Origin of the sequence: Vibrio sp. Vb0304 (genome assembly GCF_033338995.1) — a bacterium.
GTDB classification, from domain to species: Bacteria; Pseudomonadota; Gammaproteobacteria; order Enterobacterales; family Vibrionaceae; genus Vibrio; species Vibrio alginolyticus.
In genome coordinates this window covers 47968-74440 of sequence record NZ_JAWOTT010000018.1, presented here as the reverse complement: position 1 = coordinate 74440, position 26473 = coordinate 47968, and the positions used below count along the sequence as shown (strand labels likewise).

The 26473-nt window shown below is 44.7% G+C and carries 27 protein-coding genes; 18 read left to right on the top strand and 9 right to left on the bottom strand.

The window, feature by feature from the left end; all coding sequences use genetic code 11:
* Nucleotides 1-11: 11 nt before the first annotated feature.
* From R7P35_RS18435 to R7P35_RS18420, 4 genes are read left to right on the top strand one after another with little or no spacing between them, the layout of a single operon-like run.
* The gene (locus R7P35_RS18435; protein ID WP_005380253.1) at nt 12-608 is read left to right on the top strand and encodes an LON peptidase substrate-binding domain-containing protein; all 597 of its coding nucleotides are present in this window, start codon (nt 12-14) and stop codon (nt 606-608) included.
* On the top strand, nt 605-1963 hold the full coding sequence (locus tag R7P35_RS18430) for a DUF4397 domain-containing protein (protein ID WP_053349832.1): 1359 nt from the start codon (nt 605-607) through the stop codon (nt 1961-1963). The genes R7P35_RS18435 and R7P35_RS18430 overlap by 4 nt, the downstream gene beginning before the upstream one ends.
* Nucleotides 1964-2007: 44 nt before the next feature.
* Entirely contained in the window at nt 2008-2592 is a 585-nt protein-coding gene (locus R7P35_RS18425; RefSeq protein ID WP_017636022.1) for an RNA polymerase sigma factor, read from the top strand.
* A complete protein-coding gene (locus R7P35_RS18420; RefSeq protein WP_005380256.1) occupies nt 2589-3248 on the top strand; it encodes a ChrR family anti-sigma-E factor in 660 nt (219 codons plus the stop codon). Before R7P35_RS18425 ends, R7P35_RS18420 begins: the two co-directional genes overlap by 4 nt.
* A gap of 63 nt (nt 3249-3311) precedes the next feature.
* Here R7P35_RS18420 and R7P35_RS18415 read toward each other — a convergent pair whose 3' ends face one another.
* From R7P35_RS18415 to R7P35_RS18400, 4 genes are all read right to left on the bottom strand, one after another.
* Entirely contained in the window at nt 3312-4664 is a 1353-nt protein-coding gene (locus R7P35_RS18415) for an AmpG family muropeptide MFS transporter (RefSeq protein WP_005380257.1), read from the bottom strand.
* A gap of 71 nt (nt 4665-4735) precedes the next feature.
* Nucleotides 4736-5281, bottom strand: coding sequence for a peptidylprolyl isomerase (locus tag R7P35_RS18410; protein WP_005380258.1), 546 nt, complete (start codon nt 5279-5281; stop codon nt 4736-4738).
* Nucleotides 5281-5850, bottom strand: a complete 570-nt coding sequence (locus R7P35_RS18405) for a YajG family lipoprotein (RefSeq protein ID WP_053349831.1) — start codon at nt 5848-5850, stop codon at nt 5281-5283. The genes R7P35_RS18410 and R7P35_RS18405 overlap by 1 nt, the downstream gene beginning before the upstream one ends.
* A 32-nt stretch (nt 5851-5882) precedes the next feature.
* The gene (locus R7P35_RS18400; RefSeq protein WP_005385302.1) at nt 5883-7037 is read right to left on the bottom strand and encodes a methyltransferase; all 1155 of its coding nucleotides are present in this window, start codon (nt 7035-7037) and stop codon (nt 5883-5885) included.
* Nucleotides 7038-7280: 243 nt separating this feature from the next.
* Between R7P35_RS18400 and bolA the strand changes: the two genes are divergently transcribed.
* From bolA to nqrM, 9 genes are all read left to right on the top strand, one after another.
* The gene (gene bolA, locus R7P35_RS18395) at nt 7281-7589 is read left to right on the top strand and encodes a transcriptional regulator BolA (RefSeq protein ID WP_005380262.1); all 309 of its coding nucleotides are present in this window, start codon (nt 7281-7283) and stop codon (nt 7587-7589) included.
* A 473-nt stretch (nt 7590-8062) separates the two neighbouring features.
* A complete protein-coding gene (locus tag R7P35_RS18390; protein ID WP_005380264.1) occupies nt 8063-9403 on the top strand; it encodes a Na(+)-translocating NADH-quinone reductase subunit A in 1341 nt (446 codons plus the stop codon).
* Nucleotides 9404-9408: 5 nt separating this feature from the next.
* Complete coding sequence (locus R7P35_RS18385) at nt 9409-10653, top strand: NADH:ubiquinone reductase (Na(+)-transporting) subunit B (RefSeq protein ID WP_005380265.1); 1245 nt, start codon at nt 9409-9411, stop codon at nt 10651-10653.
* On the top strand, nt 10643-11413 hold the full coding sequence (locus R7P35_RS18380) for a Na(+)-translocating NADH-quinone reductase subunit C (RefSeq protein WP_005380267.1): 771 nt from the start codon (nt 10643-10645) through the stop codon (nt 11411-11413). The genes R7P35_RS18385 and R7P35_RS18380 overlap by 11 nt, the downstream gene beginning before the upstream one ends.
* Nucleotides 11413-12045, top strand: coding sequence for an NADH:ubiquinone reductase (Na(+)-transporting) subunit D (locus R7P35_RS18375; protein WP_005380269.1), 633 nt, complete (start codon nt 11413-11415; stop codon nt 12043-12045). The genes R7P35_RS18380 and R7P35_RS18375 overlap by 1 nt, the downstream gene beginning before the upstream one ends.
* 7 nt (nt 12046-12052) lie before the next feature.
* Nucleotides 12053-12649 (top strand): NADH:ubiquinone reductase (Na(+)-transporting) subunit E, encoded by a 597-nt coding sequence (gene nqrE / locus R7P35_RS18370; RefSeq protein WP_005380270.1) that lies wholly within the window; start codon nt 12053-12055, stop codon nt 12647-12649.
* Nucleotides 12650-12682: 33 nt separating this feature from the next.
* On the top strand, nt 12683-13906 hold the full coding sequence (gene nqrF / locus R7P35_RS18365) for an NADH:ubiquinone reductase (Na(+)-transporting) subunit F (RefSeq protein WP_005380271.1): 1224 nt from the start codon (nt 12683-12685) through the stop codon (nt 13904-13906).
* A 155-nt stretch (nt 13907-14061) separates the two neighbouring features.
* On the top strand, nt 14062-15066 hold the full coding sequence (locus R7P35_RS18360) for an FAD:protein FMN transferase (RefSeq protein ID WP_042521391.1): 1005 nt from the start codon (nt 14062-14064) through the stop codon (nt 15064-15066).
* A gap of 22 nt (nt 15067-15088) precedes the next feature.
* Nucleotides 15089-15322, top strand: a complete 234-nt coding sequence (nqrM, locus tag R7P35_RS18355; protein WP_005380273.1) for a (Na+)-NQR maturation NqrM — start codon at nt 15089-15091, stop codon at nt 15320-15322.
* Nucleotides 15323-15480: 158 nt separating this feature from the next.
* Here the strand turns inward: nqrM and R7P35_RS18350 are convergent, their stop codons facing one another.
* Entirely contained in the window at nt 15481-16698 is a 1218-nt protein-coding gene (locus R7P35_RS18350) for a diguanylate cyclase (RefSeq protein ID WP_042521393.1), read from the bottom strand.
* A gap of 187 nt (nt 16699-16885) precedes the next feature.
* Here R7P35_RS18350 and R7P35_RS18345 point away from each other — a divergent pair, with 187 nt between their 5' ends.
* Both R7P35_RS18345 and dinB read left to right on the top strand, forming a co-directional pair.
* Entirely contained in the window at nt 16886-17119 is a 234-nt protein-coding gene (locus tag R7P35_RS18345; RefSeq protein ID WP_005380277.1) for a DUF2789 domain-containing protein, read from the top strand.
* Nucleotides 17120-17195: 76 nt separating this feature from the next.
* On the top strand, nt 17196-18260 hold the full coding sequence (dinB, locus tag R7P35_RS18340) for a DNA polymerase IV (protein WP_025768236.1): 1065 nt from the start codon (nt 17196-17198) through the stop codon (nt 18258-18260).
* On the opposite strand, the gene R7P35_RS18335 is transcribed toward dinB, so the two are convergent.
* Nucleotides 18257-20182, bottom strand: a complete 1926-nt coding sequence (locus tag R7P35_RS18335; protein WP_169628586.1) for an ATP-dependent DNA helicase RecQ — start codon at nt 20180-20182, stop codon at nt 18257-18259. The two genes, dinB and R7P35_RS18335, sit on opposite strands and share 4 nt — an antisense overlap.
* 76 nt (nt 20183-20258) lie before the next feature.
* On the opposite strand from R7P35_RS18335, the gene R7P35_RS18330 reads away from it, so the two are divergent.
* Together R7P35_RS18330 and R7P35_RS18325 are read left to right on the top strand one after the other, a co-directional pair.
* The gene (locus tag R7P35_RS18330; RefSeq protein ID WP_005380280.1) at nt 20259-20738 is read left to right on the top strand and encodes a GreA/GreB family elongation factor; all 480 of its coding nucleotides are present in this window, start codon (nt 20259-20261) and stop codon (nt 20736-20738) included.
* 61 nt (nt 20739-20799) lie between these two features.
* Nucleotides 20800-21543, top strand: coding sequence for a YggN family protein (locus tag R7P35_RS18325; RefSeq protein WP_005385316.1), 744 nt, complete (start codon nt 20800-20802; stop codon nt 21541-21543).
* Between the two features lie 136 nt (nt 21544-21679).
* Here the strand turns inward: R7P35_RS18325 and R7P35_RS18320 are convergent, their stop codons facing one another.
* On the bottom strand, nt 21680-24226 hold the full coding sequence (locus R7P35_RS18320) for an Ig-like domain-containing protein (RefSeq protein WP_042521395.1): 2547 nt from the start codon (nt 24224-24226) through the stop codon (nt 21680-21682).
* Nucleotides 24227-24604: 378 nt separating this feature from the next.
* Here R7P35_RS18320 and R7P35_RS18315 point away from each other — a divergent pair, with 378 nt between their 5' ends.
* Nucleotides 24605-25969 (top strand): sodium-dependent transporter, encoded by a 1365-nt coding sequence (locus R7P35_RS18315; protein ID WP_042521397.1) that lies wholly within the window; start codon nt 24605-24607, stop codon nt 25967-25969.
* A gap of 104 nt (nt 25970-26073) precedes the next feature.
* Here R7P35_RS18315 and R7P35_RS18310 read toward each other — a convergent pair whose 3' ends face one another.
* A complete protein-coding gene (locus tag R7P35_RS18310) occupies nt 26074-26265 on the bottom strand; it encodes a DUF4250 domain-containing protein (RefSeq protein WP_033905530.1) in 192 nt (63 codons plus the stop codon).
* Entirely contained in the window at nt 26262-26471 is a 210-nt protein-coding gene (locus tag R7P35_RS18305) for a YaeP family protein (protein ID WP_033905529.1), read from the bottom strand. Before R7P35_RS18305 ends, R7P35_RS18310 begins: the two co-directional genes overlap by 4 nt.
* Nucleotides 26472-26473: the final 2 nt, after the last annotated feature.

The window sequence follows — 26473 nt, the reverse complement described above, 5'->3', positions numbered from 1 at the left end:
AGGACGTTTGAATGAAAGAAGTCATGTTATTCCCACTCACTTCAGTTGTACTCCCTGAAGGTAAAATGAATCTGCGCATTTTTGAGCCACGATATAAGCGAATGGTAAAGGAATGCAGCCTACAAAATGTGGGTTTTGGAGTTTGCCTAGTAGGAAGTGAAGGTGACCCTAAAGACGTGGGTAACGTTTCATCTATCGGAACTTTGGTCAGGATCGTTGATTTTGAAACACTCAGTGATGGTCTTCTTGGTATTACAGTCGCTGGTGAGAAACGCTTTGTTGTCAAACGAGTTCGTGCAGATGCGGACGGCTTACGCCATGCAGAGGTCGAATGGTTAGACAATTGGCAACATCCAGACAACTCACCAGATTTCTTCTATTTAAGCCAGCAGTTATCCCATGTTTATGAAGAGTTTCCTCAACTTGGAAACCTCTACCAGCATCGTTTTTACGATGACTCAGCTTGGGTGACCCAGCGCTGGCTTGAATTACTTCCTTTAGACTGCAATCTGTTCGAACAGCTCGTTGGCGCAGAGAACTGCATTCCTGCGTTGCAATTTCTGACAGAAGCCATAGAAGCCCCGACTAACAAAGAGGCAAGGATATGAAAGGATTTGGCAGAGCTGCGCTAACTATGGTGGCGGCATTAGGACTGGCGGCGTGTGGCTCCGACAGTGACACTATCGAGTATTCCAATTTACAAGCAGTGCACGCGTCTTCTGATGCGCCGCTTGCAAATGTGTGGATCAACGATAAACCATCATTAACGAATGTTGATTATGGTGTGGGATCTGGCTACGTTAAATTGCGAGAGGGGATGAATTCGATTCAGGTCGATGTTCAGCTCCCAGGTAATGAAACCGCGACCGTAATACCTAAAACAGAACTAGATCTTGATTCCGACCTCAATTATAACGTGTTCGTTGTTGGCGATGCCGATGGTTCGCCAAACCCAGTTGAGCCTTTAGTTGTGACTCGCAGCGCCGATTCAATGGCTGATGCCAATAGTCTAGATGTTCAAGTTGTTCATGCAGCTTCAGGCGTTCCTGCTGTTGATCTTTATGTCACTGAGCCAGGTGTTGCTCTTGCTAGCGCGACTCCAATAACTAACCTTGCTTACAAAGCTTCTACCGACGTATTGAACATCCCAGCTGGTGAGTATCAAGTTCGACTTGCCGTAGGAGACAGCGTTGCTTTTGACTCCGGTACAGTACCTCTTGCGGCTAATTCCAACTTGACGATTGCCGCTATCGGCACAGGAGACTCGAATAGCACGTCACCTGTCAAACTCTTGGTGTTGGACGGTTCGGGCTCTTCTATAATTGAAGATATGGGCAGCCAAGCTGAAGTAAGAGTCGGACACCTTGTCGATGGAGCGCCAGTCGTCGATGTTAACGTTAACGGGGCGGCCTTCGCTCCTCTTGCCGACTTAGCGTTCAAAGAGATTCGTGGTTATTTGGATCTTGCTGCTGGCGCTTACGATATTGACGTTTACGTGGATGGCACAACAACCAATCCTATTATCGATGTTGACGGATTAATGGTTGCGGGCGGAAAGGATTACAGTGTTTACGCAGTCGGTGTTGTTAGCCCAGCGATTGATATCGAACCTCTGGTTGTTGAAGACATGAGACGTGCAGTGGCAACTAGCGCGACGCTGAATGTGACACACGCGGCGGCTAATCCTATAGCGGAAATGGTGGATATTTACCTCACTACGAGTGCAGGAATAGATGGAAGTGATCCAACCATCGCTAATTTTGCGTATAAAAATAGCGTACAAGGATTATATGTCGCTGAAGGTACATATTATGTAACGGTAACAGTGGCTGGTAACCCAAGTATTGTTGCGGTTGACTCAGCACCAGTCAATGTAATGAACGGTGTTGTGTACCAAGTCGTTGCCATTGATGATGGGAACAACGGTGGTTTCAACTTGTTGGTCGATGACGTGACCGATTAGGACGAATGGGAGGAGGAAACTCCTCCCACAAATTAAGGCCGATTATGATGAGTGATAGCCCGAAAAAACTGGGGCGCAGTGATTGGAACGATTACATGGATAAAGTGAAGGATCGAGACAAAGATGCGTTCGCTTTTGTATTCCGTTTTTACGCACCCAAGCTGAAGCAATTCGCTTACAAACATGTTGGTAATGAGCAAGTTGCTATGGAGATGGTGCAAGAGACCATGGCGACAGTTTGGCAGAAAGCGCACCTCTATGATGGTGAAAAGAGCGCGTTATCGACTTGGATATATACCATAATCCGAAACCTTTGTTTTGATCTGCTGAGAAAACAGAAAGGTAAGGAATTACACATTCATTCTGATGACATTTGGCCGTCAGAGTATTATCCACCTGATCTTGTTGATCACTATTCACCAGAACAAGATATGTTGAAAGAACAGGTGGTTAAGTTTTTAGATATATTACCGAAAAACCAGAGAGATGTTTTACAAGCGGTATATCTTGAAGAGTTACCTCATCAACAGGTCGCGGAATTATTTGATATACCCCTCGGTACCGTAAAATCCAGGCTGAGGCTTGCAGTAGAAAAGCTAAGGCATTCAATGCATACGGAGCAACTATGAACAAACACCCAGATAACAGCTTGTTAGAAGCATACGCTTCGGGAAGCATTGATGCAGTTTCTGGTCTTGTGGTCGCAACCCATTTAGAAACATGCACCAAGTGCCGAGCTTATGTGAACCAAGTCGAAGCAAGTCAAGCGAACATCGTAAGTGACATACCTTCTGAGTATGTTTCTGAATTTGACGACATGTTTAATGACATCATCAATGCGGAGCCAGCGACTGATAATATCGTGATCCGCGACTCTGCTGCTGTTAATGTGGCAGGAAAAAGTTTCGCTCTTCCTAAAACTCTAGCGCGTTTCTCTGACCTCGTAGGGTCATGGAGAAGTTACGGAGGCAAGGTTTTTAGTGCTCAGATTGACCTAGGGGAAGACGCTCGTGTCAGCTTAATGTACATCGGGGAAGATGTGCAAATTCCTCAACATACGCACAAAGGCCTGGAGTCTACATTGATCCTACATGGTGGATTTAGTGACGAGGATGGCCAATATGAAGAAGGCGATTTGATGATTAGAGACGCATCAGTGAAGCACAGCCCTTACACTAAGGCCGGAGAAGACTGCTTGTGTTTAACCGTATTGACTGAGCCGATGATCTTTACTCAAGGCGTGGCACGTATATTTAATATGTTTGGTAAAGGGTTATACCCATAGACCTCTTATCTTATATCTCGCAAAACAAAAACCACCGAATTCGGTGGTTTTTTATATGTTTCGTTAATGTTTGTGACGTGCTTTTTCCAATAGAGCATCAAAGTAATGTCGTAGCGAGTACAACATAATCAAGCTTGGCACGACCATGACAGCGGTAAGCACGAAGAATGTGCTCCAATCATTAAGATAATCCACTAGCTCGCCACTGAAAGAAGCAAGAGTCGTCCGTCCGAAGTTTCCTAGAGAGGCAAGCAACGCATACTGAGTTGCCGAAAATGCTTGCCCGGTTAGAATCGTCAAAAATGAAACAAAAGCGACAGTTGAGAAAGCAGTCGTAAAGTTATCGACAATAATCGTGGCTAAGTACAAGTGCTCGTTTGGGCCTACCGAAGCAATCCAAGCAAACATCAAGTTACTGGCAGACATAGCAATACCGCCGATCATTAATCCACGTACAATACCAAACCTAACGTTGAACATGCTTCCGACAAAAGTAAAGAAGATGGTGGCTCCCCAACCGATCAGTTTGGAGTAATAGCCAATTTGTTCATTGCTAAAACCAATATCTTTATAGAACGCGATCGACATCCTGCCCAAAAACGCTTCGCCAATTTTAAATAGGAAAACGAACAGCAACAGAGTAATCGCGACACGGACGCCATTGCGATTAAAGAAATCAAGGAAAGGTTCTACAACAGTCACGGTAAACCAAGCTACGACTTTTGAACCAACCACTTCTTTGTGGCGTTGTTCAGCGGCAGACTGAAGTTGTTCGCGTTGAGTCTTCGGTTCACCGACTAAAATCGTAAAGACCATTAGAATGCCGACTATCACCGCCATCCCGTAGTACACACCATTCCAACCGACACTGTCAGCATTAACAAACGCTAAATAACCCGGTAGTGAATAACCTGTCCACCAGCCAATGACCGCCATTGCAGAAGCTTGAGGCAGTTTAGACTCTTCTGACTTTGGGAAAGTATCAATACGAAAAGCATCAATTGCGATGTCTTGTGTCGCTGAAGCCGTTGCAATGCACAAGGCGAGTAGTGACGCAAACACCAAGTTTTCCGCTGGATTAACGCCGGCAATAAATAGGGTAGCGACGAGTACGATACTTTGGCAAAAGAAAATCCAGCTACGTCTTTGCCCCAGCAGTCTAAAGAGGACTGGCAGCTTCACGCGGTCAACCAGAGGTGCCCACAGAAAGTTGATCGCATAGACCGCAAAAACGCTACCAAAATAGCCAATTGCGGAGAGGGTCAAGCCGGCATCTTTTAGCCAACCTGACATGTTTGAACCGATAAGAACCCACGGAAAGCCGCTAGAGCAGCCCAGCATGAAAACCCACATGAGTCGTTTATCGAGGTAACTTTTTACCGTTTCCAACCAAGTGATGGAAGGTAATGAAGACATAAATCAATCCAATAAAATGAAGCCGTTGAAAGAGAAAGCCCTTCGATTATTCAAAGGGCTTATCGTTTTGGCTATTTAAGTAGTGTAGCTTTGGTGATGACGATTTGCGTCTCTGGTACATCACGCATTCGGCCTACTGTCGTGGTCGGCTGCTGAGCCATTTTCTGGATAACGTCGAACCCCTCAGTAACCTCACCAAATACAGCATAACCTGGTGGTCGAGCGCCATAGTTGAGAAAGTCATTGTCGACTAAGTTGACGAAAAACTGACGAGTTGCAGAGTTTGGTGCATTAGTTCGTGCCATGGCGATGGTAGCACGGTCATTGTTTAGACCATTATTTCCTTCGTTTTTGATTGGCGCGTATGTTTTCACCATCTGCATATCTTGGTTAAAGCCGCCACCTTGCGCCATAAAGCCTGGGATAATACGATGAAAAATAGTACCTTCGTAGCTCCCATCTTCTACATATTTCAGAAAATTAGCGACAGTGATAGGTGCTTTCTCTTCGTTTAACTCAACCGTAAATGAACCAAGGGTCGTTTCAAACGCTACTTTTGGCCCAGCCCAAACGCTGCAGCTGAGTAATGCTAAAGACAGAATCGCTTTGCGTAACATTAGAAACGCTCCTGCATGTATTGACGAAGCTCAGGGTCATTGGCAATCTCTTTAAGCGTCAATGTCACCACATCATTCAATGTCTCTTCAATATCGGCATCAGAAGCACTCAATCTGCCAGATCGCTTTGCTGTACCTGTATAAGTTTTGACTAGCTTGCCCTCAGGTGTCTCTGCTGTGATTTCCAGCACAACTTTAGCATCCATCTCATTTTCCATCACCGAATGCTTCACGTTGACCAACGCTTCTTGAACGCTCAATTCAATCGCGTTGTTGCTGTTTAGATCCGCATGGAAACCTTGAGATGAGAATTGCTTCTCTAATGCTTCTTCTAACGCAATACGTAAATTCTGTTTAGCATGAAGAGGAAGAATGTTCGAACGGCCGTTATCCACCAACGCCACGTACTGCGCTGCACGTACATCTTTGCTGGTCAAACTGTAAGTCTTGCCTTGAACAATTGGATTGGTGCTCAATGTGCTTTCTGGCATCAGGTTCAGCTGAGGTTGTTGAGGGGCTGAACACGCAGCAAGCAACGCAACCGAAGCCGCAAGTACCAATTTTCTCATTTTATTATTCCTTTTAACTATTTTGCTAAAGCTTATTTTGCGCTTAATTTAGCAGGATTTTTTGTAGCCTGTAAAATCACAAACTTATTGTTGGAAGCGATAAGTTTCACATTTTTATCGCCAAACAGACGTTTGAGTTTTGCGTCGTACCCGAGGTGACGATTTCCGATAACCAGTAAACGGCCATTTTCACTTAATACTTGTTTAGCATCGCAGAACATTTGCCAAGCAATATGATCGGTGATTGCCTGTTGTTGATGAAACGGTGGATTACACATAACCATAGAGCTGCTGCTGTGTTTAAAACCGTCCAAGCAATTGTTCGCTATGCACTGTATGTCTCTATTTTCACCAAGGTTGTCGCGTAGGTTCTGTTTTGCCGACTCAAGCGCCATAAAACTTTCATCAACACATGTTAGCCGAGCATTTGGATTCAACTGACCAAATTTAACAGACAGAACACCATTGCCGCAGCCGAGGTCGATGACATTGTCTATCGAAGGGTCTTGAGGCAGGTGCTGCAGCATAAAGCGTGCACCTAAATCTAAACTTTCTCCTGAATAGACATTTGGCATGTTCTTGAGTTCGATATCTTCGCCATCAACGCGCCAAGTCGTGAAAGGCATTACTTCAATCGGAGGCTCAACTGTTGCTTGAGAAAACACCAATCTGTGCTTTTTCCAGGCCAAAGATGTTTTTGTTTCGCCTAAGTATTTTTCAAACAGTTTTAGCGTCGAAGTGTGAATGTCTTTCGCTTTATTGACTGCAATGACGGGGCAGGAAGCCGGTAGCGCCTTTCTTAATTGGCTTAGTATCCACACTAGATGGCGGTTACTTTTGGGCAGTTGCAGCAAGACGAGATCAATATTGGCAGGAACGAGGTCCATCGTGGTGGCAAACGCTACTTTATTGCACTGGTTTTGCTCGAGATTTTGCTGTGCACCTTTATGTGAGATGAATGAATCACTCATTAGCGTTACATGGTGCTTTTCCGAAAACCAGCAGGAGAGGGCACCAAAGCTGTCATTAATCACGAGGATGTTTTGATTGTCTGGCAAAGCAAGCTCTTCAACATGATTAATAAGATACTCATCACCGGCATCCCACGCTTGTAGCGTTTCGTTACTTCGTTTTGGGAAACGATGAAGTGTTAAGCTTCGCTCGTGAAGGTTCAGTTCGGTTTTCATAGCTAAATGTAAGTTGATTTAGAAATTAAGTGTTATTGTCGCAAATGATGACGTGTCGAGATACAAAAAGCTGTCAAATTTTACGAGTTCAGTGATGGCCGCTCTCTAGGCATGTTCATGGAGTCGAGCGCCTTGAGACAATATGTCTACAAAGTGCGTCAATAATGAGAGTGACGTTTGAGTGATGCATGTCTGCTTTACTTAGGTATATACTTATGGAATTCGCATCAATGAGGAACGAATATGATCCAAGAAATCATAGAGAAGAAACTACACAGTGAGCTGCAACCCAGCTATCTCAAAGTCATTAATGAGAGCTACATGCATAATGTGCCACCAGGCTCAGAGAGCCATTTCAAAGTGATTGTTGTGAGTGATTCGTTCGCGGGACAGCGTTTGATTGGGCGCCATCGTCAAGTTCATCAAATTTTGGCAGATGAACTGGATAACCACATTCATGCATTAGCTATTCATACATACACTGATGAAGAGTGGAAGCGTGAACAAGATGGCGCCCCTGATAGCCCGATGTGTATGGGTGGCGGTCACTAAAAACGCAAGATATAAAGGTGCAGAGAAAGGTGGCTTAAGGCCATCTTTTTTCGTTTTACATTCTTTAGGGACGTTAACGTGGCACAAATTCTGGTTAAAAAATGTGTTAACAGTGTTTCAACAAATGAATGGAAATTGCAGAATATTTCAGGCGATGAATATCACTTTTCCATAAGATATGTATGGAATATGGCATTTGTGCGATGGGTCAAAGTTATGACTATTCTTTGACCTTTTAGACCTGATTCTACCGAAATAACCCCTCTATTCTAATGATTGATCATGGCATCAAGTTCCTAAAAAATGCTAGACTACGGCACCTGATAAATCTCGCGTATTCCTTGTGACGAGATTTTTAATAGGATGTTGCGATTTTGATGTTTAAAACAACATCAAAACCGGACACTGATGTCGTGTCTAAAAGTTACGCAATCAAAAGAATCTTTTTCCCGATAAAAGTAGTGCAAGTGCGTATGATTACAATAAAGAAGGGCTTGGATCTTCCTATCGCAGGAACTCCATCCCAGGTGATTAATGATGGTAAGACCATCAAAAAAGTCGCCTTGCTTGGCGAAGAGTACGTTGGCATGCGACCTACCATGCATGTCCGCGTTGGTGATGAAGTGAAAAAAGCGCAAGTTCTTTTTGAAGATAAAAAGAACCCAGGCGTGAAATTTACTGCACCAGCAGCCGGTAAAGTGATCGAAGTTAACCGTGGCGCTAAACGTGTCCTTCAATCTGTAGTGATTGAAGTGGCAGGTGAAGAGCAGGTGACATTTGATAAGTTCGAAGCCGCTCAACTTTCAGGTCTAGATCGTGAAGTGATCAAGACTCAGTTGGTTGACTCTGGCTTATGGACCGCTTTACGTACTCGTCCGTTTAGCAAGGTTCCTGCAATCGAGTCTTCTACTAAGGCTATTTTCGTAACTGCAATGGATACTAATCCACTAGCAGCTAAGCCTGAGTTGATCATTAATGAGCAACAAGAAGCATTCATTGCTGGTCTAGACATTCTTTCAGCCCTGACAGAAGGCAAGGTTTACGTATGTAAATCTGGCACTAGCTTGCCACGTTCTTCACAGTCTAACGTAGAAGAACACGTCTTCGATGGCCCTCACCCAGCAGGTCTTGCTGGCACCCACATGCATTTCCTATACCCAGTAAATGCAGAGAATGTGGCATGGAGCATCAACTACCAAGACGTTATCGCGTTCGGTAAGCTGTTCCTAACTGGTGAGCTATGCACAGATCGTGTTGTGTCTCTAGCTGGCCCAGTTGTGAATAACCCTCGTCTAGTTCGTACCGTAATGGGTGCAAGCTTAGATGACCTAACAGATAACGAGCTGATGCCTGGCGAAGTTCGTGTGATCTCTGGTTCAGTACTAACAGGTACACATGCAACTGGTCCACACGCATACCTTGGCCGTTACCATCAACAGGTTTCTGTATTACGTGAAGGCCGTGAAAAAGAACTATTTGGCTGGGCAATGCCTGGTAAGAATAAGTTCTCGGTAACTCGCTCTTTCCTTGGTCACGTATTCAAAGGTCAGTTGTTCAATATGACAACGACGACCAATGGTAGTGATCGTTCAATGGTTCCAATTGGCAACTACGAACGCGTAATGCCTCTAGATATGGAGCCTACTTTGCTGCTTCGTGATCTATGTGCCGGCGACACAGACAGTGCTCAAGCACTGGGTGCGCTTGAACTGGATGAAGAAGATCTAGCATTGTGTACCTTTGTATGTCCAGGTAAGTACGAGTACGGTACGTTACTTCGTGAATGCCTAGATACTATCGAGAAGGAAGGGTAATTTTCATGGCTCTTAAAAAGTTTCTTGAAGACATCGAGCATCATTTTGAGCCTGGTGGCAAACACGAAAAATGGTTTGCCCTGTACGAAGCTGTAGCAACAGTTTTTTACACACCAGGTATCGTAACAAATAAAAGCTCGCACGTTCGTGATAGCGTTGACCTAAAACGTATCATGATCATGGTTTGGTTTGCGGTATTCCCAGCAATGTTCTGGGGTATGTACAACGCAGGTGGCCAAGCTATTGCAGCACTTAACCACATGTACGCTGGTGACCAACTAGCGACAGTTATCGCAGGTAACTGGCACTACTGGCTAACAGAAATGCTTGGCGGCACTATCGGTGCGGAAGCGGGTGTTGGCAGTAAGATGCTACTAGGTGCGACTTACTTCCTGCCAATCTACGCAACAGTATTTATTGTTGGTGGTTTCTGGGAAGTGTTGTTCTGTATGGTGCGTAAGCACGAAGTTAACGAAGGTTTCTTTGTAACTTCTATCTTATTCGCACTTATCGTTCCACCAACGCTACCTCTATGGCAAGCGGCGCTAGGTATCACATTTGGTGTTGTTGTAGCAAAAGAGATCTTCGGTGGTACAGGTCGTAACTTCCTTAACCCTGCACTTGCAGGTCGTGCATTTCTATTCTTCGCTTACCCAGCGCAAATTTCGGGTGACGTAGTATGGACTGCAGCTGACGGCTTCTCTGGTGCTACTGCTCTTAGCCAATGGGCTCAAGGTGGTAACGGTGCTCTAGTTAACACAGTAACTGGCGCTCCTATCACTTGGATGGACGCGTTCATCGGTAACATCCCTGGCTCTATTGGTGAAGTATCGACTCTAGCTCTAATGATCGGTGCAGCGATGATCGTTTACATGCGAATAGCTTCATGGCGCATCATTGCGGGTGTAATGATCGGTATGATCGCAGTCTCGACTCTGTTTAACGTGATCGGTTCTGACACTAATCCAATGTTTAATATGCCATGGCATTGGCACCTAGTTCTAGGTGGTTTTGCATTCGGTATGTTCTTCATGGCAACGGACCCAGTATCAGCGTCATTTACTAGCAAAGGTAAATGGTGGTACGGCATCCTAATTGGTGCAATGTGTGTGATGATCCGTGTAGTTAACCCAGCGTATCCAGAAGGTATGATGCTGGCGATTCTATTCGCGAACCTATTCGCACCTCTGTTCGACCATGTAGTGATTGAGAAGAACATCAAGCGGAGACTAGCACGCTATGGCAAGTAATAACGACAGCATTAAAAAGACGCTGGGTGTTGTTATCGGGTTGAGCCTTGTTTGTTCAATCATCGTATCAACAGCAGCAGTAGGTCTGCGTGATAAGCAAAAAGCTAACGCTGTCCTAGATAAGCAATCAAAGATCGTTGAAGTTGCAGGCATTGACGCAAACGGTAAGAAAGTACCAGAGCTATTTGCTGAGTACATCGAACCTCGTCTAGTAGACCTTGAAACAGGTAACTTTACTGAGGGTAATGCATCTACGTACGATCAACGTGAAGCATCAAAAGATGCAGAACGTTCAATCGCATTGACACCAGAAGAAGACGTAGCTGATATCCGTCGTCGCGCGAATACAGCAGTGGTGTACCTTGTAAAAGATCAAGATGAAGTCCAAAAAGTTATCCTGCCTATGCACGGTAAAGGACTATGGTCGATGATGTATGCCTTTGTAGCCGTTGAAACTGATGGTAACACTGTGTCTGCTATTACTTACTACGAGCAAGGTGAAACTCCTGGACTTGGTGGTGAAGTAGAGAACCCTTCATGGCGCGATCAATTCATTGGCAAGAAATTGTACAATGAAGATCACCAGCCAGCGATTAAGGTCGTGAAAGGCGGCGCACCGCAAGGTTCTGAGCACGGTGTTGATGGCCTATCAGGAGCGACGCTCACTAGTAATGGTGTTCAACACACATTTGACTTCTGGTTAGGTGATATGGGCTTTGGTCCTTTCCTAGCAAAAGTTCGTGACGGAGAACTTAACTAATGTCTAGTGCACAAAACGTTAAAAAGAGCATTCTAGCGCCAGTATTGGATAACAACCCAATCGCGCTACAAGTTCTTGGTGTATGTTCTGCTCTTGCAGTAACAACTAAACTAGAAACAGCTTTTGTAATGACACTAGCGGTAACATTTGTAACTGCGTTGTCTAACTTCTCTGTTTCATTGATCCGTAACCACATTCCTAACAGTGTGCGTATCATCGTTCAGATGGCAATCATCGCATCGTTAGTAATCGTGGTAGACCAAGTGCTAAAAGCTTACCTATACGATATCTCTAAACAGCTATCTGTATTCGTTGGTCTGATTATCACTAACTGTATCGTAATGGGTCGTGCTGAAGCATTCGCAATGAAGTCTGCGCCAGTACCATCTCTTATTGACGGTATTGGTAACGGTCTAGGTTACGGCTTCGTTCTTATCACTGTAGGTTTCTTCCGTGAGCTATTTGGCTCAGGCAAACTATTTGGTCTAGAAGTTCTACCTCTAGTGAGCAACGGTGGTTGGTACCAGCCTAACGGCCTAATGCTACTAGCACCATCAGCATTCTTCCTAATCGGCTTCCTTATCTGGGTAATCCGTATTCTGAAACCAGAACAAGTAGAAGCGAAGGAGTAAGGACGTCATGGAACATTACATTAGTCTGTTAGTTAAATCGATTTTCATCGAAAACATGGCTCTGTCTTTCTTCCTAGGTATGTGTACTTTCCTTGCCGTATCTAAGAAGGTTAAGACCTCTTTCGGCCTAGGTGTTGCAGTTGTGGTAGTTCTGACTATCGCTGTTCCTGTGAACAACCTGGTATACAACCTAGTTCTGAGAGAGAACGCGTTAGTTGAGGGCGTGGACCTTAGCTTCCTAAACTTCATCACCTTTATCGGTGTAATTGCAGCACTTGTACAGATTCTAGAGATGGTCCTAGACCGTTTCTTCCCACCTTTGTACAACGCGCTAGGCATCTTCCTACCGCTGATCACAGTAAACTGTGCAATCTTCGGTGGTGTATCTTTCATGGTACAACGTGACTACAACTTTGCTGAATCGATCGTTTACGGTTTCGGCTCTGGTGTGGGCTGGATGCTAGCAATCGTTGCTCTTGCAGGTATCCGTGAGAAGATGAAGTACTCTGACGTACCTCCAGGTCTACGTGGTCTTGGTATCACATTTATCACTGTAGGTCTTATGGCGTTAGGCTTTATGTCTTTCTCTGGTGTTCAACTGTAAGTCGGGTAAACCGCAACAATTAAGGAATAGTCAATGGACATTATTCTTGGTGTAGTGATGTTTACTCTGATCGTACTTGCACTAGTACTAGTGATTCTTTTCGCTAAGTCTAAGCTTGTACCAACAGGTGACATTACAATTTCTGTGAACGATGACCCTTCTCTGGCGATCGTTACACAACCAGGTGGTAAGCTACTGAGTGCTCTAGCAGGTGCTGGCGTATTCGTATCTTCTGCTTGTGGTGGCGGTGGCTCATGTGGTCAGTGTCGCGTAAAAGTTAAATCAGGTGGTGGCGACATCCTACCAACCGAGCTTGACCATATTACTAAAGGTGAAGCGCGTGAAGGTGAGCGTCTAGCGTGTCAGGTTGCAATGAAAACTGACATGGATATCGAGCTTCCTGAAGAAATCTTCGGCGTTAAGAAGTGGGAATGTACTGTTATCTCTAACGATAACAAAGCGACATTCATCAAAGAGCTTAAGCTACAAATTCCAGATGGCGAATCAGTACCTTTCCGTGCTGGTGGTTACATCCAGATTGAAGCTCCTGCTCACCACGTGAAATACGCAGACTACGATATTCCTGAGGAATACCGTGAAGACTGGGAGAAGTTCAACCTTTTCCGTTACGAGTCTAAAGTTAATGAAGAGACCATTCGTGCATACTCTATGGCTAACTACCCAGAAGAGCACGGTATCATCATGCTTAACGTTCGTATCGCAACTCCGCCGCCGAACAACCCAGACGTACCACCAGGCATCATGTCTTCGTACATCTGGTCTCTAAAAGAAGGCGACAAGTGTACTATTTCTGGTCCATTTGGTGAGTTCTTTGCGAAAGATACAGATGCAGAAATGGTATTCGTTGGTGGTGGTGCTGGTATGGCTCCAATGCGCTCACACATCTTCGACCAACTTAAGCGTCTGCACTCTAAGCGTAAGATGTCTTTCTGGTACGGCGCACGTTCTAAGCGTGAAATGTTCTACGTAGAAGACTTCGATATGCTACAAGCTGAGAATGACAACTTCGTATGGCACTGTGCACTGTCTGATCCACTTCCAGAAGATAACTGGGATGGTTACACTGGCTTTATTCACAACGTTCTTTACGAGAACTACCTACGTGATCACGAAGCGCCAGAAGACTGTGAATACTACATGTGTGGTCCACCTATGATGAACGCTGCTGTAATCGGCATGCTGAAAGATCTAGGTGTAGAGGATGAAAACATCCTACTAGATGACTTCGGTGGTTAATTCCTCCAAGTGATTGAATCTATGGCTAGCTCTCCAAGAGCTAGCCATTATTTTTTATAGACATAAAACTGATATTCAACAGTTGATATAGGTAATCGGATTGAAAGGATTGGTCCTATTTCCCATATCAATTCAACAACATTGGGAGTTAACAAGTGAAAAAGTGGCTTGTTGCATTCGCTTCTCTACTGATTTTGGCTGGCTGTGAGCAGCCTGCAGATCAAATTCATTTAAGTGGCCCTACCATGGGGACTTCTTACAACATCAAGTATATCGAGCAAGATGGTATTCCAACGCCAAAAGCGATGCAGACAGAAATTGATCGCTTATTGGAAGAGGTTAATGACCAAATGTCGACCTATCGTGACGACTCAGAGTTAAGTCGTTTTAATCAGCATCAAACGAGCGAGCCATTTACAGTTTCGACACAAACAGCAACGGTAGTGAAAGAAGCAATTCGCCTTAACGGTCTTACTTTAGGTGCATTGGATGTGACGGTCGGCCCTCTAGTTAACCTGTGGGGGTTTGGTCCAGAAGCTCGTCCAGATGTAGTTCCAACCGATGAAGAACTCGCTTCTCGCAAAGCAAATACCGGTATTCACCACCTATCTGTTGATGGTAATACACTGTCCAAAGATCTTCCTAACTTGTACGTCGACCTATCGACGATTGCGAAAGGTTGGGGGGTTGACGTGGTTGCTGACTACCTTCAATCTGAAGGGGTACAGAACTTTATGGTCGAAGTCGGTGGTGAAATGCGTCTCAAAGGTGTCAATCGTGAAGGTGTGCCTTGGCGTATCGCAATTGAAAAACCGACCGTTGATGAACGTTCAATTCAAGAAATTATTGAACCAGGCGACATGGCAATTGCAACAAGTGGTGACTATCGTAATTACTTTGAGAGTAATGGTGTGAGATACTCTCATATTATTAATCCACGAACAGGCAAACCAATTCATCATAAAGTGGTGTCTGTAACGGTATTAGATAAATCGTCGATGACTGCTGATGGTCTTGCAACTGGTCTTATGGTGCTAGGTGAAGACAAAGGCATGGCAATTGCGAACGAAAATAATATTCCTGTTTTCATGATTGTGAAAACGGAAGATGGTTTTAAAGAGTTGGCTTCGGAAGCATACAAGCCATTCATGAAGAAATAACAACAGAAGTGAGCATGTTTTTATGAATACATTTCTAATTACCTTTGCTGTGTTTGTCGCGGTAATCACTGCAATGGCTGTCGGATACATTTTCCAAAAGAAAGTCGTGAAAGGTAGCTGCGGTGGCCTAGGGGCAGTTGGCATCGAAAAAGTGTGTAATTGTCCAGAACCCTGCGATGCGCGTAAAAAACGTGAAGCGCGCGAGGCTGCGCGTGCTGAGAAATTGGCGGCGTGGGAAAAAGATAGAATTGCTTAGTATTGGTTAATCGTACTAAGAAAGTGATAAAGCTCAGCGTTCTGCTGAGCTTTATTTTTAGGTAGCTAACCAAAACTCAGATGTCCGAGAAAGAGCCTAATACCATGTTTTGTTGTTTCTTTCTCTCATGTTACAGAGCAAGACCACACCGATAGTCATTAGGACGAAGAAATGATTTGGTTACGTCCGTTCTCTTTGGCCATGTAAAGTCGCTCATCCGCCACTTTTATTTGTTGTTCCAGCTCCCCCTCGATGTTGCTTACACCAATACTCGCGGTCACAAGAATGTTTTTGTCCAAATAAGTTATTGGCGTTTTTTCTATGCGCTGTCTCATTTGTTCTAAGCGTGTTAGAAAGCCGTCATAGTCGCCACTGGCTTGAATACAAAACTCCTCGCCACCAAGCCTAGCGACAATATCATTTGGAAAATAGATTTTTAGAATATTCGCTATCATGACTAGCACTGCATCGCCGCCCTCATGTCCGTATGTATCATTTACTTGCTTAAAGAAATCGATATCAAGCATCGCGATGTTTCTTTGAGCGTTTTCTACATGGGGCTGCTCAAACAGAAAGCGGCGGTTCCATAAGCCCGTTAGCGCATCTTGATTTGCCATTTTAAACAGTTCAGATGTTGCGTCTTTGATATCTAACAGTTGGTGAATACGGCAAAAAAATTCTTCTTGATTAAATGGCTTGTATAAAAAGTCATTGGCCCCTGCTTTTAGAAACCTAGCCGTCATGGTCTTAGAGTTACTACCCGACAAGCCGAGAATGGCTAATTGATTTTTATCCCACTTCCGACGTAATTCACGCACCATAGTAATGCCATCTTTAACGGGCATATCATGGTCGGTTAAAACGAGAGTGATATCTGGATTTTGCTCGACAAGCTCTAGGGCTTTTTGCCCATTGTCAGCTTCCAACGTCTGAATATATTGATGCTCCAAAAGTTGGGCAATGTGTCTTCTTACGGTGTGTGAATCATCAACGACTAAACATTTGTGTTGTTGATTGTTGGTTAGTCGCTTGAGGAGTGGTAATAGATAGGAAACGGACGCCATGCTGTCTTTCAAAATATAGTCGAGGACACCTTTTGCAAGCATCTTTTCGCGAGTGTCTTCTTGAAATCGAGCCGTTAAAACAATGACACGATGACCATGTTCCAAAACGAGGTCAATAATCTCGCCATCTTGAGCATCCGGTAAACAATAGTCTAAAACCGCACAGAAGAGGTCCTGTGCTGAAGATAACAAGTTCTTTGCCTCCGCGTAGCTTTCCGCTGCGATGACCTCATAACCAGCTTGGCTTATTGTTTGGCAAAGAAAGTTTTTAAATGCACGACTATCTTCAACAACCAGAATCTTATTACTCAAGCGCAGTCCCCAAAATTAATTGTTTAAAATCAATGATAACTAAAATTAAACTTATCGCTATCAAAAAACACATGTCAACCAAAAGTAGAACAACTACTCAAATGTTTGACACGCATCCGTTAACATCACATCATTATTCCTGTCTTAGTTATATAATTATGTTTAGCTAACGTAGGGAGAAAGTAGTATGGAAATGCATCAACATGGTATGGCTGAGCTATTTCAACAACTGGGCCTCGGTAGCTCTCCTCAAGAAATGAAAGATTTTATTAATCAACATCGACACAAAAGAGATTCTGCGCCTTTACATGAAGCTAGCTTTTGGACGATGTCACAGGCGAACTTTCTAAAACAAGCCATCGAAGAAGATGCAGATTGGGCCGAATTAGTCGATCAATTGGACGTAATGCTTCGAGATTGACGTTCGCTTAAACACGCCCATTTCTCTTCAGGTAGATTTGATTTATACTGTTTTTTTGAACAGTGCTTTGATGGCTATGTCAGATCGAATTAGAAAAATTATTCATGTCGATATGGATTGTTTTTATGCTGCCGTAGAGATGAGAGATAACCCCAGTTACCGTGGCATTGCACTCGCTGTTGGCGGACATGAAAAGCAGCGTGGAGTGATTAGCACCTGTAATTATGATGCGCGTAAATATGGTGTTCGCAGTGCAATGTCAACGGCGCGCGCGCTGCAACTCTGTCCTCATTTGTTGGTTGTGCCCGGTAGAATGCATGTATATAAGCAAGTCTCTCAGCAGATTCGTGCTATTTTTGAGCGTTATACGCCTATCATTGAACCTCTCTCATTGGATGAAGCATACCTCGATGTCACGGACTCGACAGCTTGCCGTGGCTCCGCTACGTTGATCGCAGAGTCAATTCGCCGCGATATCTGGAGTGAACTTGGATTGACGGCATCGGCGGGCATTGCTCCGATAAAGTTTCTTGCCAAGGTCGCGTCAGACATGAACAAGCCCAACGGTCAGTTTGTGATTCCGCCAGAGAAAGTCCAAGAGGTTATCGATAGTCTTCCGCTAGAGAACATTCCTGGTGTGGGGAAGGTGAGTCTTGAGAAGCTCCACCAAGCCGGTTTTTATCGATGTGAGGACATTAAAAACAGTGACTATCGAGAGTTGTTGAGGCAGTTTGGTCGTCAGGGTGCCTCCTTATGGCAGCGAAGCCATGGAATTGATAATCGAGAAGTCGTTGTTGAGCGCGAGAGAAAGTCCGTCGGTGTGGAAAGGACATTCAGCCAGAACATCGCAACCTATGATGAATGTTGGCAAGTGATTGAGGAGAAACTTTATCCTGAACTCGAGAAACGTTTAGAGCGTGCAAGCCCAGATAAGTCGATTATTAAACAAGGTATTAAAGTCAAATTTGCCGACTTTCAACTGACAACAATTGAGCACATCCATCCGCAATTAGAGCTTGAGGACTTCAAGATCTTGCTAAGAGATATTCTTAAACGCCAAAATGGACGGGAAATTCGCCTTTTAGGCTTGAACGTGATGCTCAAGCCCGAAGACCAAGCGCGTCAATTGAGCTTTTTTTAGGCCCTTACCGTTTCTACCTGCGTTAATACCTGCTCAAAACTTACATTTGCCATTGCACCATAACCTGCTAGCTTTGAGGCTTTTAGCTGGCTAATCAAAGGAGTGCTGATTCCGCACAAGAAGCGAGCAACGGCATCATTACTGATGGCCGATGGGGAAAGCTGAATAAACTCCCGCGCCCATATCGATACTTGAGATTGTTCAATATCTTCAGGTTCTGGTGCTGTGAATGTGGCGACGTGACCACGACACACGGAGCAGTGACCACATTGCTTTGGTGCATCGTGATCCGCAAAGTAGTTCGCCAATTGTGAGCTCAAACAGTGCTCGGACTGGAACAAGTGCAGCATGGTGTGGATTCTTTCGATATCTTTGCTTTCTTTGGATTGGAACAGTTCATACAGTTGTTGGATTAAAACATCCGAGCTCTGTTTGGTTGGCATAACTGAGTACACGTCCGTCAGTTGTTTGCTCTCTAGTTCTATCCAGCCGTTCTGGTGAAAATAGTCGAGCGCTGCGACAACTCGGCTGCGTTCCGATTGATAGTTCATCCATAGCGCTTCTAGATCAACTTGGCACCACACTTTGGCTTTTTGTGAGCAGGAAAAAATAGCCTCCACAAATTGACGTCGCTCGCCTTGAAATTGATTCACAATAAATTGCTGATCGTGCAAAAACTTAAACCGATATTCCGCAAAGTAACTGTACTTTGCTTCAATGACGTTATGTAGCTCCAAATAAACCAACAAGGTTTTGAGTGGCAATTGGCGGATATTACTTTCACGCGACAAACGCAGTGGCACTACCTCCCATTGTGGAGCATGTTCTTTCGCTTGCTCGACTACATAGTTAATTGACGTAAATTCTGGTGTGTCACCATAGACAAAATTCTCCAACACCGTTAGGCCGGACGTATTGCCTAGCAGAATGCACTCCGAGCGTTGCCCGTCCCTGCCTGCACGTCCAATCTCTTGTGCGTAGTTCTCGATTGATTTGGGTAAGTCGAAGTGAATGACGCGTCGAATATCAGATTTATCGACCCCCATACCAAATGCAATCGTTGCAACAATACAGTCAATTTGGCCATCCATGAACCGCTGTTGGATTTGTTCACGAACGTCGCTTTTCATGCCAGCGTGGTATGCGTGAGCGTTAATGCCAATATGGATTAATGACTTTGCTACTCGTTCTGCTGTTTGCTGCTGCGTCACGTATACGATGGTCGGAAGCTTAGGTGAAGAGGCGATGATCTCACTGAGCTGTTCTTGTTTCTTTGTTTCCTCACACGGGATCACCGAGATATCCAGATTAGAGCGGTAGAAGCCTGTAACGGTAATATGTTCACTGGAAATATCGAACTTTTTTTGCATGTCTTCAATAACTGCAGGCGTTGCCGTTGCGGTGAGAAGTAAAGACTGTGGGATGTTCAGTTCACGTTGATATTGCGGTAGTTTGAGATAATCTGGACGAAAGTTATGCCCCCATTCGGAAATACAGTGCGCTTCATCAATGACCATCAAAGAAATCGGTACTTGGCGAATGAATTCACGAAAACGCTCATTTTTTAGTCGCTCAACAGAAATCATCAAGATTTTGATTTGTCCATTCTTCACGCCAGCCATGACCTGTTGTGCTTCTTCTCTACTTTGACTGCTATCGATAGAAGCGGCCGCGATTCCTTTACTTTGTAAAAAGCTCAGTTGATCCTTCATTAACGCCAACAACGGAGAGATCACCAACGTAAGGTTGGGTAATATGGTTGCAGGTAGTTGATAACAGAGTGACTTCCCCGAGCCTGTAGGAAAGATTGCCGCAGCAGAGTAACCATTCATAACGGCTTCAATAACGGGTTGCTGACCTTGGCGTAATGAGTCAAAACCAAATACAGATTGAAGTGTTTGATGCAGCGAGTCACTTTGCATAATAGGGAAACCTTTCTTTGATGGTAAACTTGGCTACATTAACACACCCCGAATACTAAACGCGCGTCCTAAAAGTATGAACAAAGCTGACTTAGTCCAAATTATCATCCAACATCTGGAAGAAAAACTTCAAGTTGCCCATTCATCGGCTCAGCGAGCTATCGATGCCGCCACAGATGAAGAAACTGTTCCCGAGCACAAGTACGATACATTGGCACTTGAAGCCGCGTATCTTGCTCATGGACAAGCCATGCGAATTCAAGATAGTGAAGAGGAGTTGCGTCAATATCGTTCTTTAGTGACTCGTAACTTTAAGAATGCGCCTGTTGGTGTTGGTGCTTACGTTGTTCTCGCAGATGAGAATTTGATCGAAAAGCACTTCTTTGTAGGCCCTTGCTCTGGTGGTTTGACTGTTCAATATCAGACTCTGGAAGTCTTTGTCTTAACAGCCAAATCTCCTCTGGGTCGAGCGTTGTTCGGGAAAGAAGAGGGTGATGAGGTTGACGTGAAAATAGGAGATAAAACAACTTGTTACGAAGTCGTGACGATTTGCTGACATCTCATGTATCACTCAGTGTTATGTTTAACACGAGTAATGTTAAATAAAAGAGAATGACATGAAAAAGCTTTTTACACTCTCATTGCTGATGGTCAGTGCTACTGGTTATGCAGCGCAGTGTCGTGTGGACATCAATAATGAAGTCCGTATGGATGGGCAAAGCTTGGAAATTCGCCAAACGACAGGTGATAAAGCTGTCGTGGATGAGGATAACAACCTCTTCATCAAAGGTGAGCTAATTGAACTCAATGCCGACCAAAAAGCGGCAATTGAAGACTATCGCGAAAAAATGAACGCGTATATTCCACAAGCAAAGCAATTGGCGAGTGATGGTTTAGCGCTTGCAAATGACATCATCGATGATGTCGCGGAAAGCCTAGACGCACCTGGCGCGTTTGATAACGTCAAAGTCGCAGTACAGGACTTTTTCGCTGATGTTGAATCACGTTACTACAAAGATGGCGATTTCATTCTACCAGCGGAAAGTTTTGAGTCCATGACACAAGGGTGGACTGAAGACTTTGCAAAAGCACAAGAGATCTTCAATAAAGAGTTTTTAGCGAGTTCGTTGGATGCTTTATCGAAAAAAATGAAGGAAGAGGGGGGAATAAACCTCACTGCATTATCGGAGAGTATGGCTGAACTCAGCGCGAAAGTAGAAGAGCGTTTAGCTGAGCATTCGAAAGAGGTAGAACAACAAGCAGAAGACTTGTGCGATTCGCTGGATGACATGGCAGGACAAGAAGACGATCTGTTGAAGAAAATCCCTGAGCTAAAAGATTACCGAGTATTTACGATTTAATTACTCATTAAAAAGTAAAAAACTCAATGAGATAAAGAAAGAGAGCACGATTGTGCTCTCTTTTCGTTTTTACATACTTGAATAAGTAATGGAAACAAGACGATATTTGCGTTTTACTCGCTTGTTCTTTGATAGCTTATTGCGTATTCATCTCGGTGAGTTTATCGCCGACAGGTTTTGAGAAGTTAAAGCCATCATGCTGATCCCAGTTGATAGACCATGTCATTACCCCTGCATAATTCGGGTAATGGTACGCTGGTTTAACGGTGCCACATGAAGTGCCTTTGGTTAAACAATCTAGTGCGTTGATAATATTCTGTGTTGGAGCCTGCCCTGAATTTGCCGAGCTAGGACCTGAAGGTAAACCGATTGCGACTTGATCATCGCGCAATGGTGCAAATTGAGTGCCGTCGGCCAACTCAAAACCTTCGATAAGCATTTTAGATTGCGCTACCATCATATCCACAGAGCCTTCTGGTGCACTGCCTGGCAGGTATGGGTTTGGCAAACCGCCGTTGTTATATAACTGGACGTGAAGCAAGTCGAGCGTGCTGCGTGTCTCGTTAATCACAGGGATGTACGCCCCCCAAATACCGCTGTAAGCCACATAACCACCTTGAACATAAGGGTGCTCAGGCGCCATGGTTAGGTACATATCGCCACCCATGTTTTGCTCTATTTGAAGCAAAGCACGACCAAGGCGAGCTTGAATTTGCGAGCCATGAACTAAGTTAGAACCACTCTCTAAATCCACATCTAGACCATCAAAGCCCCACTCAGCGATAAGACCTGTTAGGCTAGAGACAAAGTTGGCTTCATCTTGGTCGGTATTCAGCGTAATCGTGCCTTCTGCGCCGCCAAGAGAGAGAACAAACTTCTTACCTTTAGCTTGAAGCGCTGCCATGTCCTGCTTGAATTGTGTTGGATCGAGTGCTGGACAATCGCTGTAAATATCGCCTGAATATAGATTAAAGTGCACGGTGCCATCACTGTTGCGATCATTTTCAGCAAAGGCAATATCAATCACATCCCAAGCATCTGCCATATCTGCTAGACGAATTGGACAGCCCGCTCCATTTACAAAATTGTGCCAGTAACCGATGAGTTTATGGCGTTTATCTACTTGCTCAACCACCGTTATTGCTGCGGCGTCAGACAATGCATTGCTTCCTGACAAATCCACAGCTTGGGCGCTAACTGTAAAGTTACCAAGTGCAGTTGGTGTCCAGTTGGCTGTGTAAGGTGCCGTGGTATCGGTTGCAACAATAGAGCCGTTGATCATGAAATCAACGTGTTTAATGCCTGAAGTTAAAGACGTTGCATCGGCGCTTAATGCGAGGCTTTTGCCTAATCCGGTGGTCTGACCGCTGCTTGGTGAAGTCAGAGAGACGACCAAATCTTTATCGCTGACTTCCACACCAACCAGGGACTCTGACGTGTTGTTATCATTATCGGTTGCGACGGCTTTAAGCTGGTTAGCGCCAATAAGTGTGGCGTTCCAAGTAACGGAATATGGCGCTTGAGTGGTGACCCCTAAGCTGGTGTTGTTCGCAAAAAACTCAACTTGCGTGACTGTGCCATCAGCATCGCTTGCGTTTGCCGTGATTTCGTTATTGCTGCCAGCGAGCACGACTTGTCCATCCGTTGGTGCCGTAATGGTAACTTGCGGTGGTGTCGAACAAGCACCTAGGCCACTCCAAGCATCTTGCCAGTATAGCCCTTCACCAGGCTCGTAAGCCCATGTCGCATCCGAGGAGCACCAACCAGCAACATCACAACGATATTTTTGGTTGAAGTGAGAAACCAGGTCGCCAGCTTGATAACTTGTGCCTGCCACATAAGGTACTGCATCTGCACATCCGCCCGTTCCGGTTTCTGAATTACTAATAACCAGCGCTACTTCTTGGCTCATCGTTGCGAGGTTTGTATCATCAGTCGCTTGTGCTTTGAACGAGTATGTACCTGAACTCGCGGTCCATTGATATTCGTAAGGTGCACTAGTATCAATGGCGACAGATTGATTGTTTACGAAGAACTCAACTTGTGTGACCACACCATCAATATCGTCAGCTTGAGCGGCTACGGTTAGGCTATCACCTGCATTAAGCACTTCTGTGCCTACTGGGCTGGTCAATGAAATGCTTGGTGGTGGTAATTCGACTTGTGGTTGAACTTGGATAGAAATCGTCGTGGTGCTAACAGCTCCCTCATTATCGGTCGCAATTGCGGTCAATTGCGAGATCCCTTCAATAGCTGTCCAAGAAGCTTCGAATGGTGCTTGAGTTACCACAGCAACCGTTTGGTTGCCTGCGACAAACTCAACTTGTGTGATTTGGCCATCTTCGTCTGCCGCGTTGGCTAACAAAGTGATCGCACTGCCTTCGGGAATTTGTGCGTTGTTTATTGGAGAGGAGAACGACACCGTTGGTGATAAATTGTTGCTTCCACCATCACATTGCCCTAACGCTTTCCATGCTTCCCAAGATCCTGAGTTGGTCACGGGATCATTGCCTTGCGTCCAATATGCAGCCTCATAAGCGGCTCCTTGCGTTTTTACTAAAGCGCCCGATGTATAAGTCGCAGTGCTGTCCCAGTCGGGTAGACTTTGACAGTTATAGGCTTGAGCTTGGTAGCTGGCGCTGAGTGCTACAACCATCGCTCCGTGAAGTAGGGTGACCTTCATTTTCCTCTCCTTGAATCATGGGTATAAATGAGAACAGAGTAATAACTAGCTGATAAATAGACATTAGGGGGAAAAAGCGAAGCACAATATTCTGCTTTTCGACACAGTATCACGAGGAACAGTTCGTCCCTTACACCAGAGCTCATTATTTTTCGGCTCACTTCACGGCAGAAGGATTGGTAAAATTCAGCCACGTAAAACGAGCAACAGTCACGAGGCTTTTGAGCGATGAATATGAGATGTACGTTAAAATTTACAAGCTGAATGACTATAAATTATTTCAACTGTCGAGGATTTAACCGAGGTACTCTTGTTGAATAGTGAATATTGCTATAGTGTACTAGTTAGCTAGTTCAATGATATTTTTGTGTGAGTAGTATGACACAGCAAACCTCTTCTCAGCCTCGCGAGCATTTTGGCTCTCGTCTCGGGTTCATCTTAGCTGCCGCAGGTGCCGCAGTTGGCCTTGGCAATATTTGGGGCTTCCCAACTCAAGCAGCCAGTAATGGTGGCGGTGCTTTCCTATTAGTTTATTTGGTGATGATTCTTATCGTCGCATTTCCGATGCTGGTGGTTGAAATGGCGATTGGTCGCCATGGTCAAGCCAACCCTGTAGACAGTATGCGTGCAATCACAGATAACCCTACCGGTAAAAAACTCGGCGGCATTGTGGGTTGGATTGGTTTAAGCGTACCAAGCGCTGTCTTAGCGTTTTATTCAATTGTTGGTGGTTGGTTGATCTGCTTTTTACTGGGTGCAATCACAGATCTAATGGGGTTAGAAGCTGCAACTCAATGGCTAAAGGACTTTAGTGTTGAACGTAACTTGTTCGGAACCATTACTTTTTATGTACTGACGATTCTCATCGTACAAGGTGGCGTAAAACAAGGTATTGAGAAGTGGTCCACACGTTTGATGCCAGCATTGTTTGTTCTGTTTGCTCTGCTATTTGCTTACATCATGACGCAAAACGGTGCGATGGAAGGTCTGAAACATTACCTAGTGCCGGATTTTGAAAAGGTATGGGACCGCAAGTTGATTCTTGCTGCAATGGGGCAGGGCTTCTTCTCGCTTACGATCGGTGGCTGTTCAATGCTGATTTATGGCTCTTACTTGAGTAAGAAAGAGAACCTACCAAAGATGGCGATGAACGTGACCATGGTAGATACTGCCGTTGCTTTCATTGCAGGATTAGTGGTGATGCCAGCGATGTTTGTGGCAATGCAAAAAGGCGTTCAGATCTATGCAGAAGATGGCTCTCTATTAAGCTCTGATACGTTGGTATTTACCGTATTGCCATTGATGTTTGATAGCTTAGGTTTGCTTGGTCAATTGTTCTCTATTGTGTTCTTCTTATTGCTGACGATTGCGGCGCTAACGTCCTCCATTTCAATGTTAGAGTGTCCAGTGGCTTTAGTGAGTGAGCGCTTCAATACTAAGCGCAGCGCAACGAGCTGGGTTTTAGGTGGTCTCATTGCCTTGTTCAGTGTGGTGATTGTTTATAACTTTGGCGCTCTGTTTGGTATGGTCGCGACGGTTGCTACTCAGTATCTACAACCAACCGCTGCGCTCTTATTCTGCTTATTTGGTGGTTGGGTATGGAATCGCAACTCAAAAATCAAAGAGCTTGAGCAAGGTTGCCCGGAGTTTACGCAAGGTTGGTTTGGTAAGTTATGGCCTGCGTATGTGAAGTTTGTATGTCCAATTCTTGTGGCGACAGTCATCTGGGCTTCATTTGGCTAACCGAGACGCCTATCGAATAAAAGAAAAGGGCTTGATGGTAACTCATCAAGCCCTTTTTCATATTGGTTATTCTCGTTTCGGTTATCCGCCAAGCATGGTGTGGATTAACGGAATTGTCCTGCTTCTGGAAGAAAGTCAAAACCAGCAGAAGCCAGTTTTGTCTCCAGTGCTGTGCGCTCGATATCGAAGAAAGCCACCAGTTTGTCCAGATCACCTCCGAAGTCATCGCGTAGCTTCATATTCACAATGCTCATCAGCATGACAGGGTCCATGGATTCAAAGTTCGTTAGATTCATGACTTATCCTCAAAATCTGAAATCAGTAGGTTTGCCGCAGCAAATGCCGCTTTTTCACGCACTTCTTTTGGTAGCGATTCATCCGCTGCAACATCGTTCAGTGCTTTAACTGCACATGAAATTGCTTGGGGAATATAAGCTTGATCGCCACTACCAATCTGAGCATAAAGCTCACGAACCAGTTCACAACAGCCGTATACTTGCATGT

Excerpts from the sequence above, each read along its gene's own strand:
- R7P35_RS18435 (WP_005380253.1), top strand. The coding sequence starts at position 12 with ATGAAAGAAGTCATGTTATTCCCACTCACTTCAGTTGTACTCCCTGAA.
- nqrM (WP_005380273.1), top strand. The coding sequence starts at position 15,089 with ATGAATACATTTCTAATTACCTTTGCTGTGTTTGTCGCGGTAATCACT.
- R7P35_RS18335 (WP_169628586.1), bottom strand. The coding sequence starts at position 20,182 with ATGCAAAGTGACTCGCTGCATCAAACACTTCAATCTGTATTTGGTTTT.
- R7P35_RS18315 (WP_042521397.1), top strand. The coding sequence starts at position 24,605 with ATGACACAGCAAACCTCTTCTCAGCCTCGCGAGCATTTTGGCTCTCGT.
- R7P35_RS18375 (WP_005380269.1), top strand. The coding sequence starts at position 11,413 with ATGTCTAGTGCACAAAACGTTAAAAAGAGCATTCTAGCGCCAGTATTG.
- dinB (WP_025768236.1), top strand. The coding sequence starts at position 17,196 with ATGTCAGATCGAATTAGAAAAATTATTCATGTCGATATGGATTGTTTT.
- R7P35_RS18320 (WP_042521395.1), bottom strand. The coding sequence starts at position 24,226 with ATGAAGGTCACCCTACTTCACGGAGCGATGGTTGTAGCACTCAGCGCC.
- R7P35_RS18405 (WP_053349831.1), bottom strand. The coding sequence starts at position 5,850 with ATGAGAAAATTGGTACTTGCGGCTTCGGTTGCGTTGCTTGCTGCGTGT.
- nqrE (WP_005380270.1), top strand. The coding sequence starts at position 12,053 with ATGGAACATTACATTAGTCTGTTAGTTAAATCGATTTTCATCGAAAAC.
- R7P35_RS18330 (WP_005380280.1), top strand. The coding sequence starts at position 20,259 with ATGAACAAAGCTGACTTAGTCCAAATTATCATCCAACATCTGGAAGAA.
- R7P35_RS18325 (WP_005385316.1), top strand. The coding sequence starts at position 20,800 with ATGAAAAAGCTTTTTACACTCTCATTGCTGATGGTCAGTGCTACTGGT.
- R7P35_RS18420 (WP_005380256.1), top strand. The coding sequence starts at position 2,589 with ATGAACAAACACCCAGATAACAGCTTGTTAGAAGCATACGCTTCGGGA.
- R7P35_RS18310 (WP_033905530.1), bottom strand. The coding sequence starts at position 26,265 with ATGAATCTAACGAACTTTGAATCCATGGACCCTGTCATGCTGATGAGC.
- R7P35_RS18390 (WP_005380264.1), top strand. The coding sequence starts at position 8,063 with ATGATTACAATAAAGAAGGGCTTGGATCTTCCTATCGCAGGAACTCCA.
- R7P35_RS18305 (WP_033905529.1), bottom strand. The coding sequence starts at position 26,471 with ATGCAAGTATACGGCTGTTGTGAACTGGTTCGTGAGCTTTATGCTCAG.
- nqrF (WP_005380271.1), top strand. The coding sequence starts at position 12,683 with ATGGACATTATTCTTGGTGTAGTGATGTTTACTCTGATCGTACTTGCA.
- bolA (WP_005380262.1), top strand. The coding sequence starts at position 7,281 with ATGATCCAAGAAATCATAGAGAAGAAACTACACAGTGAGCTGCAACCC.
- R7P35_RS18430 (WP_053349832.1), top strand. The coding sequence starts at position 605 with ATGAAAGGATTTGGCAGAGCTGCGCTAACTATGGTGGCGGCATTAGGA.
- R7P35_RS18380 (WP_005380267.1), top strand. The coding sequence starts at position 10,643 with ATGGCAAGTAATAACGACAGCATTAAAAAGACGCTGGGTGTTGTTATC.
- R7P35_RS18345 (WP_005380277.1), top strand. The coding sequence starts at position 16,886 with ATGGAAATGCATCAACATGGTATGGCTGAGCTATTTCAACAACTGGGC.
- R7P35_RS18385 (WP_005380265.1), top strand. The coding sequence starts at position 9,409 with ATGGCTCTTAAAAAGTTTCTTGAAGACATCGAGCATCATTTTGAGCCT.
- R7P35_RS18410 (WP_005380258.1), bottom strand. The coding sequence starts at position 5,281 with ATGTTACGCAAAGCGATTCTGTCTTTAGCATTACTCAGCTGCAGCGTT.
- R7P35_RS18400 (WP_005385302.1), bottom strand. The coding sequence starts at position 7,037 with ATGAAAACCGAACTGAACCTTCACGAGCGAAGCTTAACACTTCATCGT.
- R7P35_RS18415 (WP_005380257.1), bottom strand. The coding sequence starts at position 4,664 with ATGTCTTCATTACCTTCCATCACTTGGTTGGAAACGGTAAAAAGTTAC.
- R7P35_RS18425 (WP_017636022.1), top strand. The coding sequence starts at position 2,008 with ATGATGAGTGATAGCCCGAAAAAACTGGGGCGCAGTGATTGGAACGAT.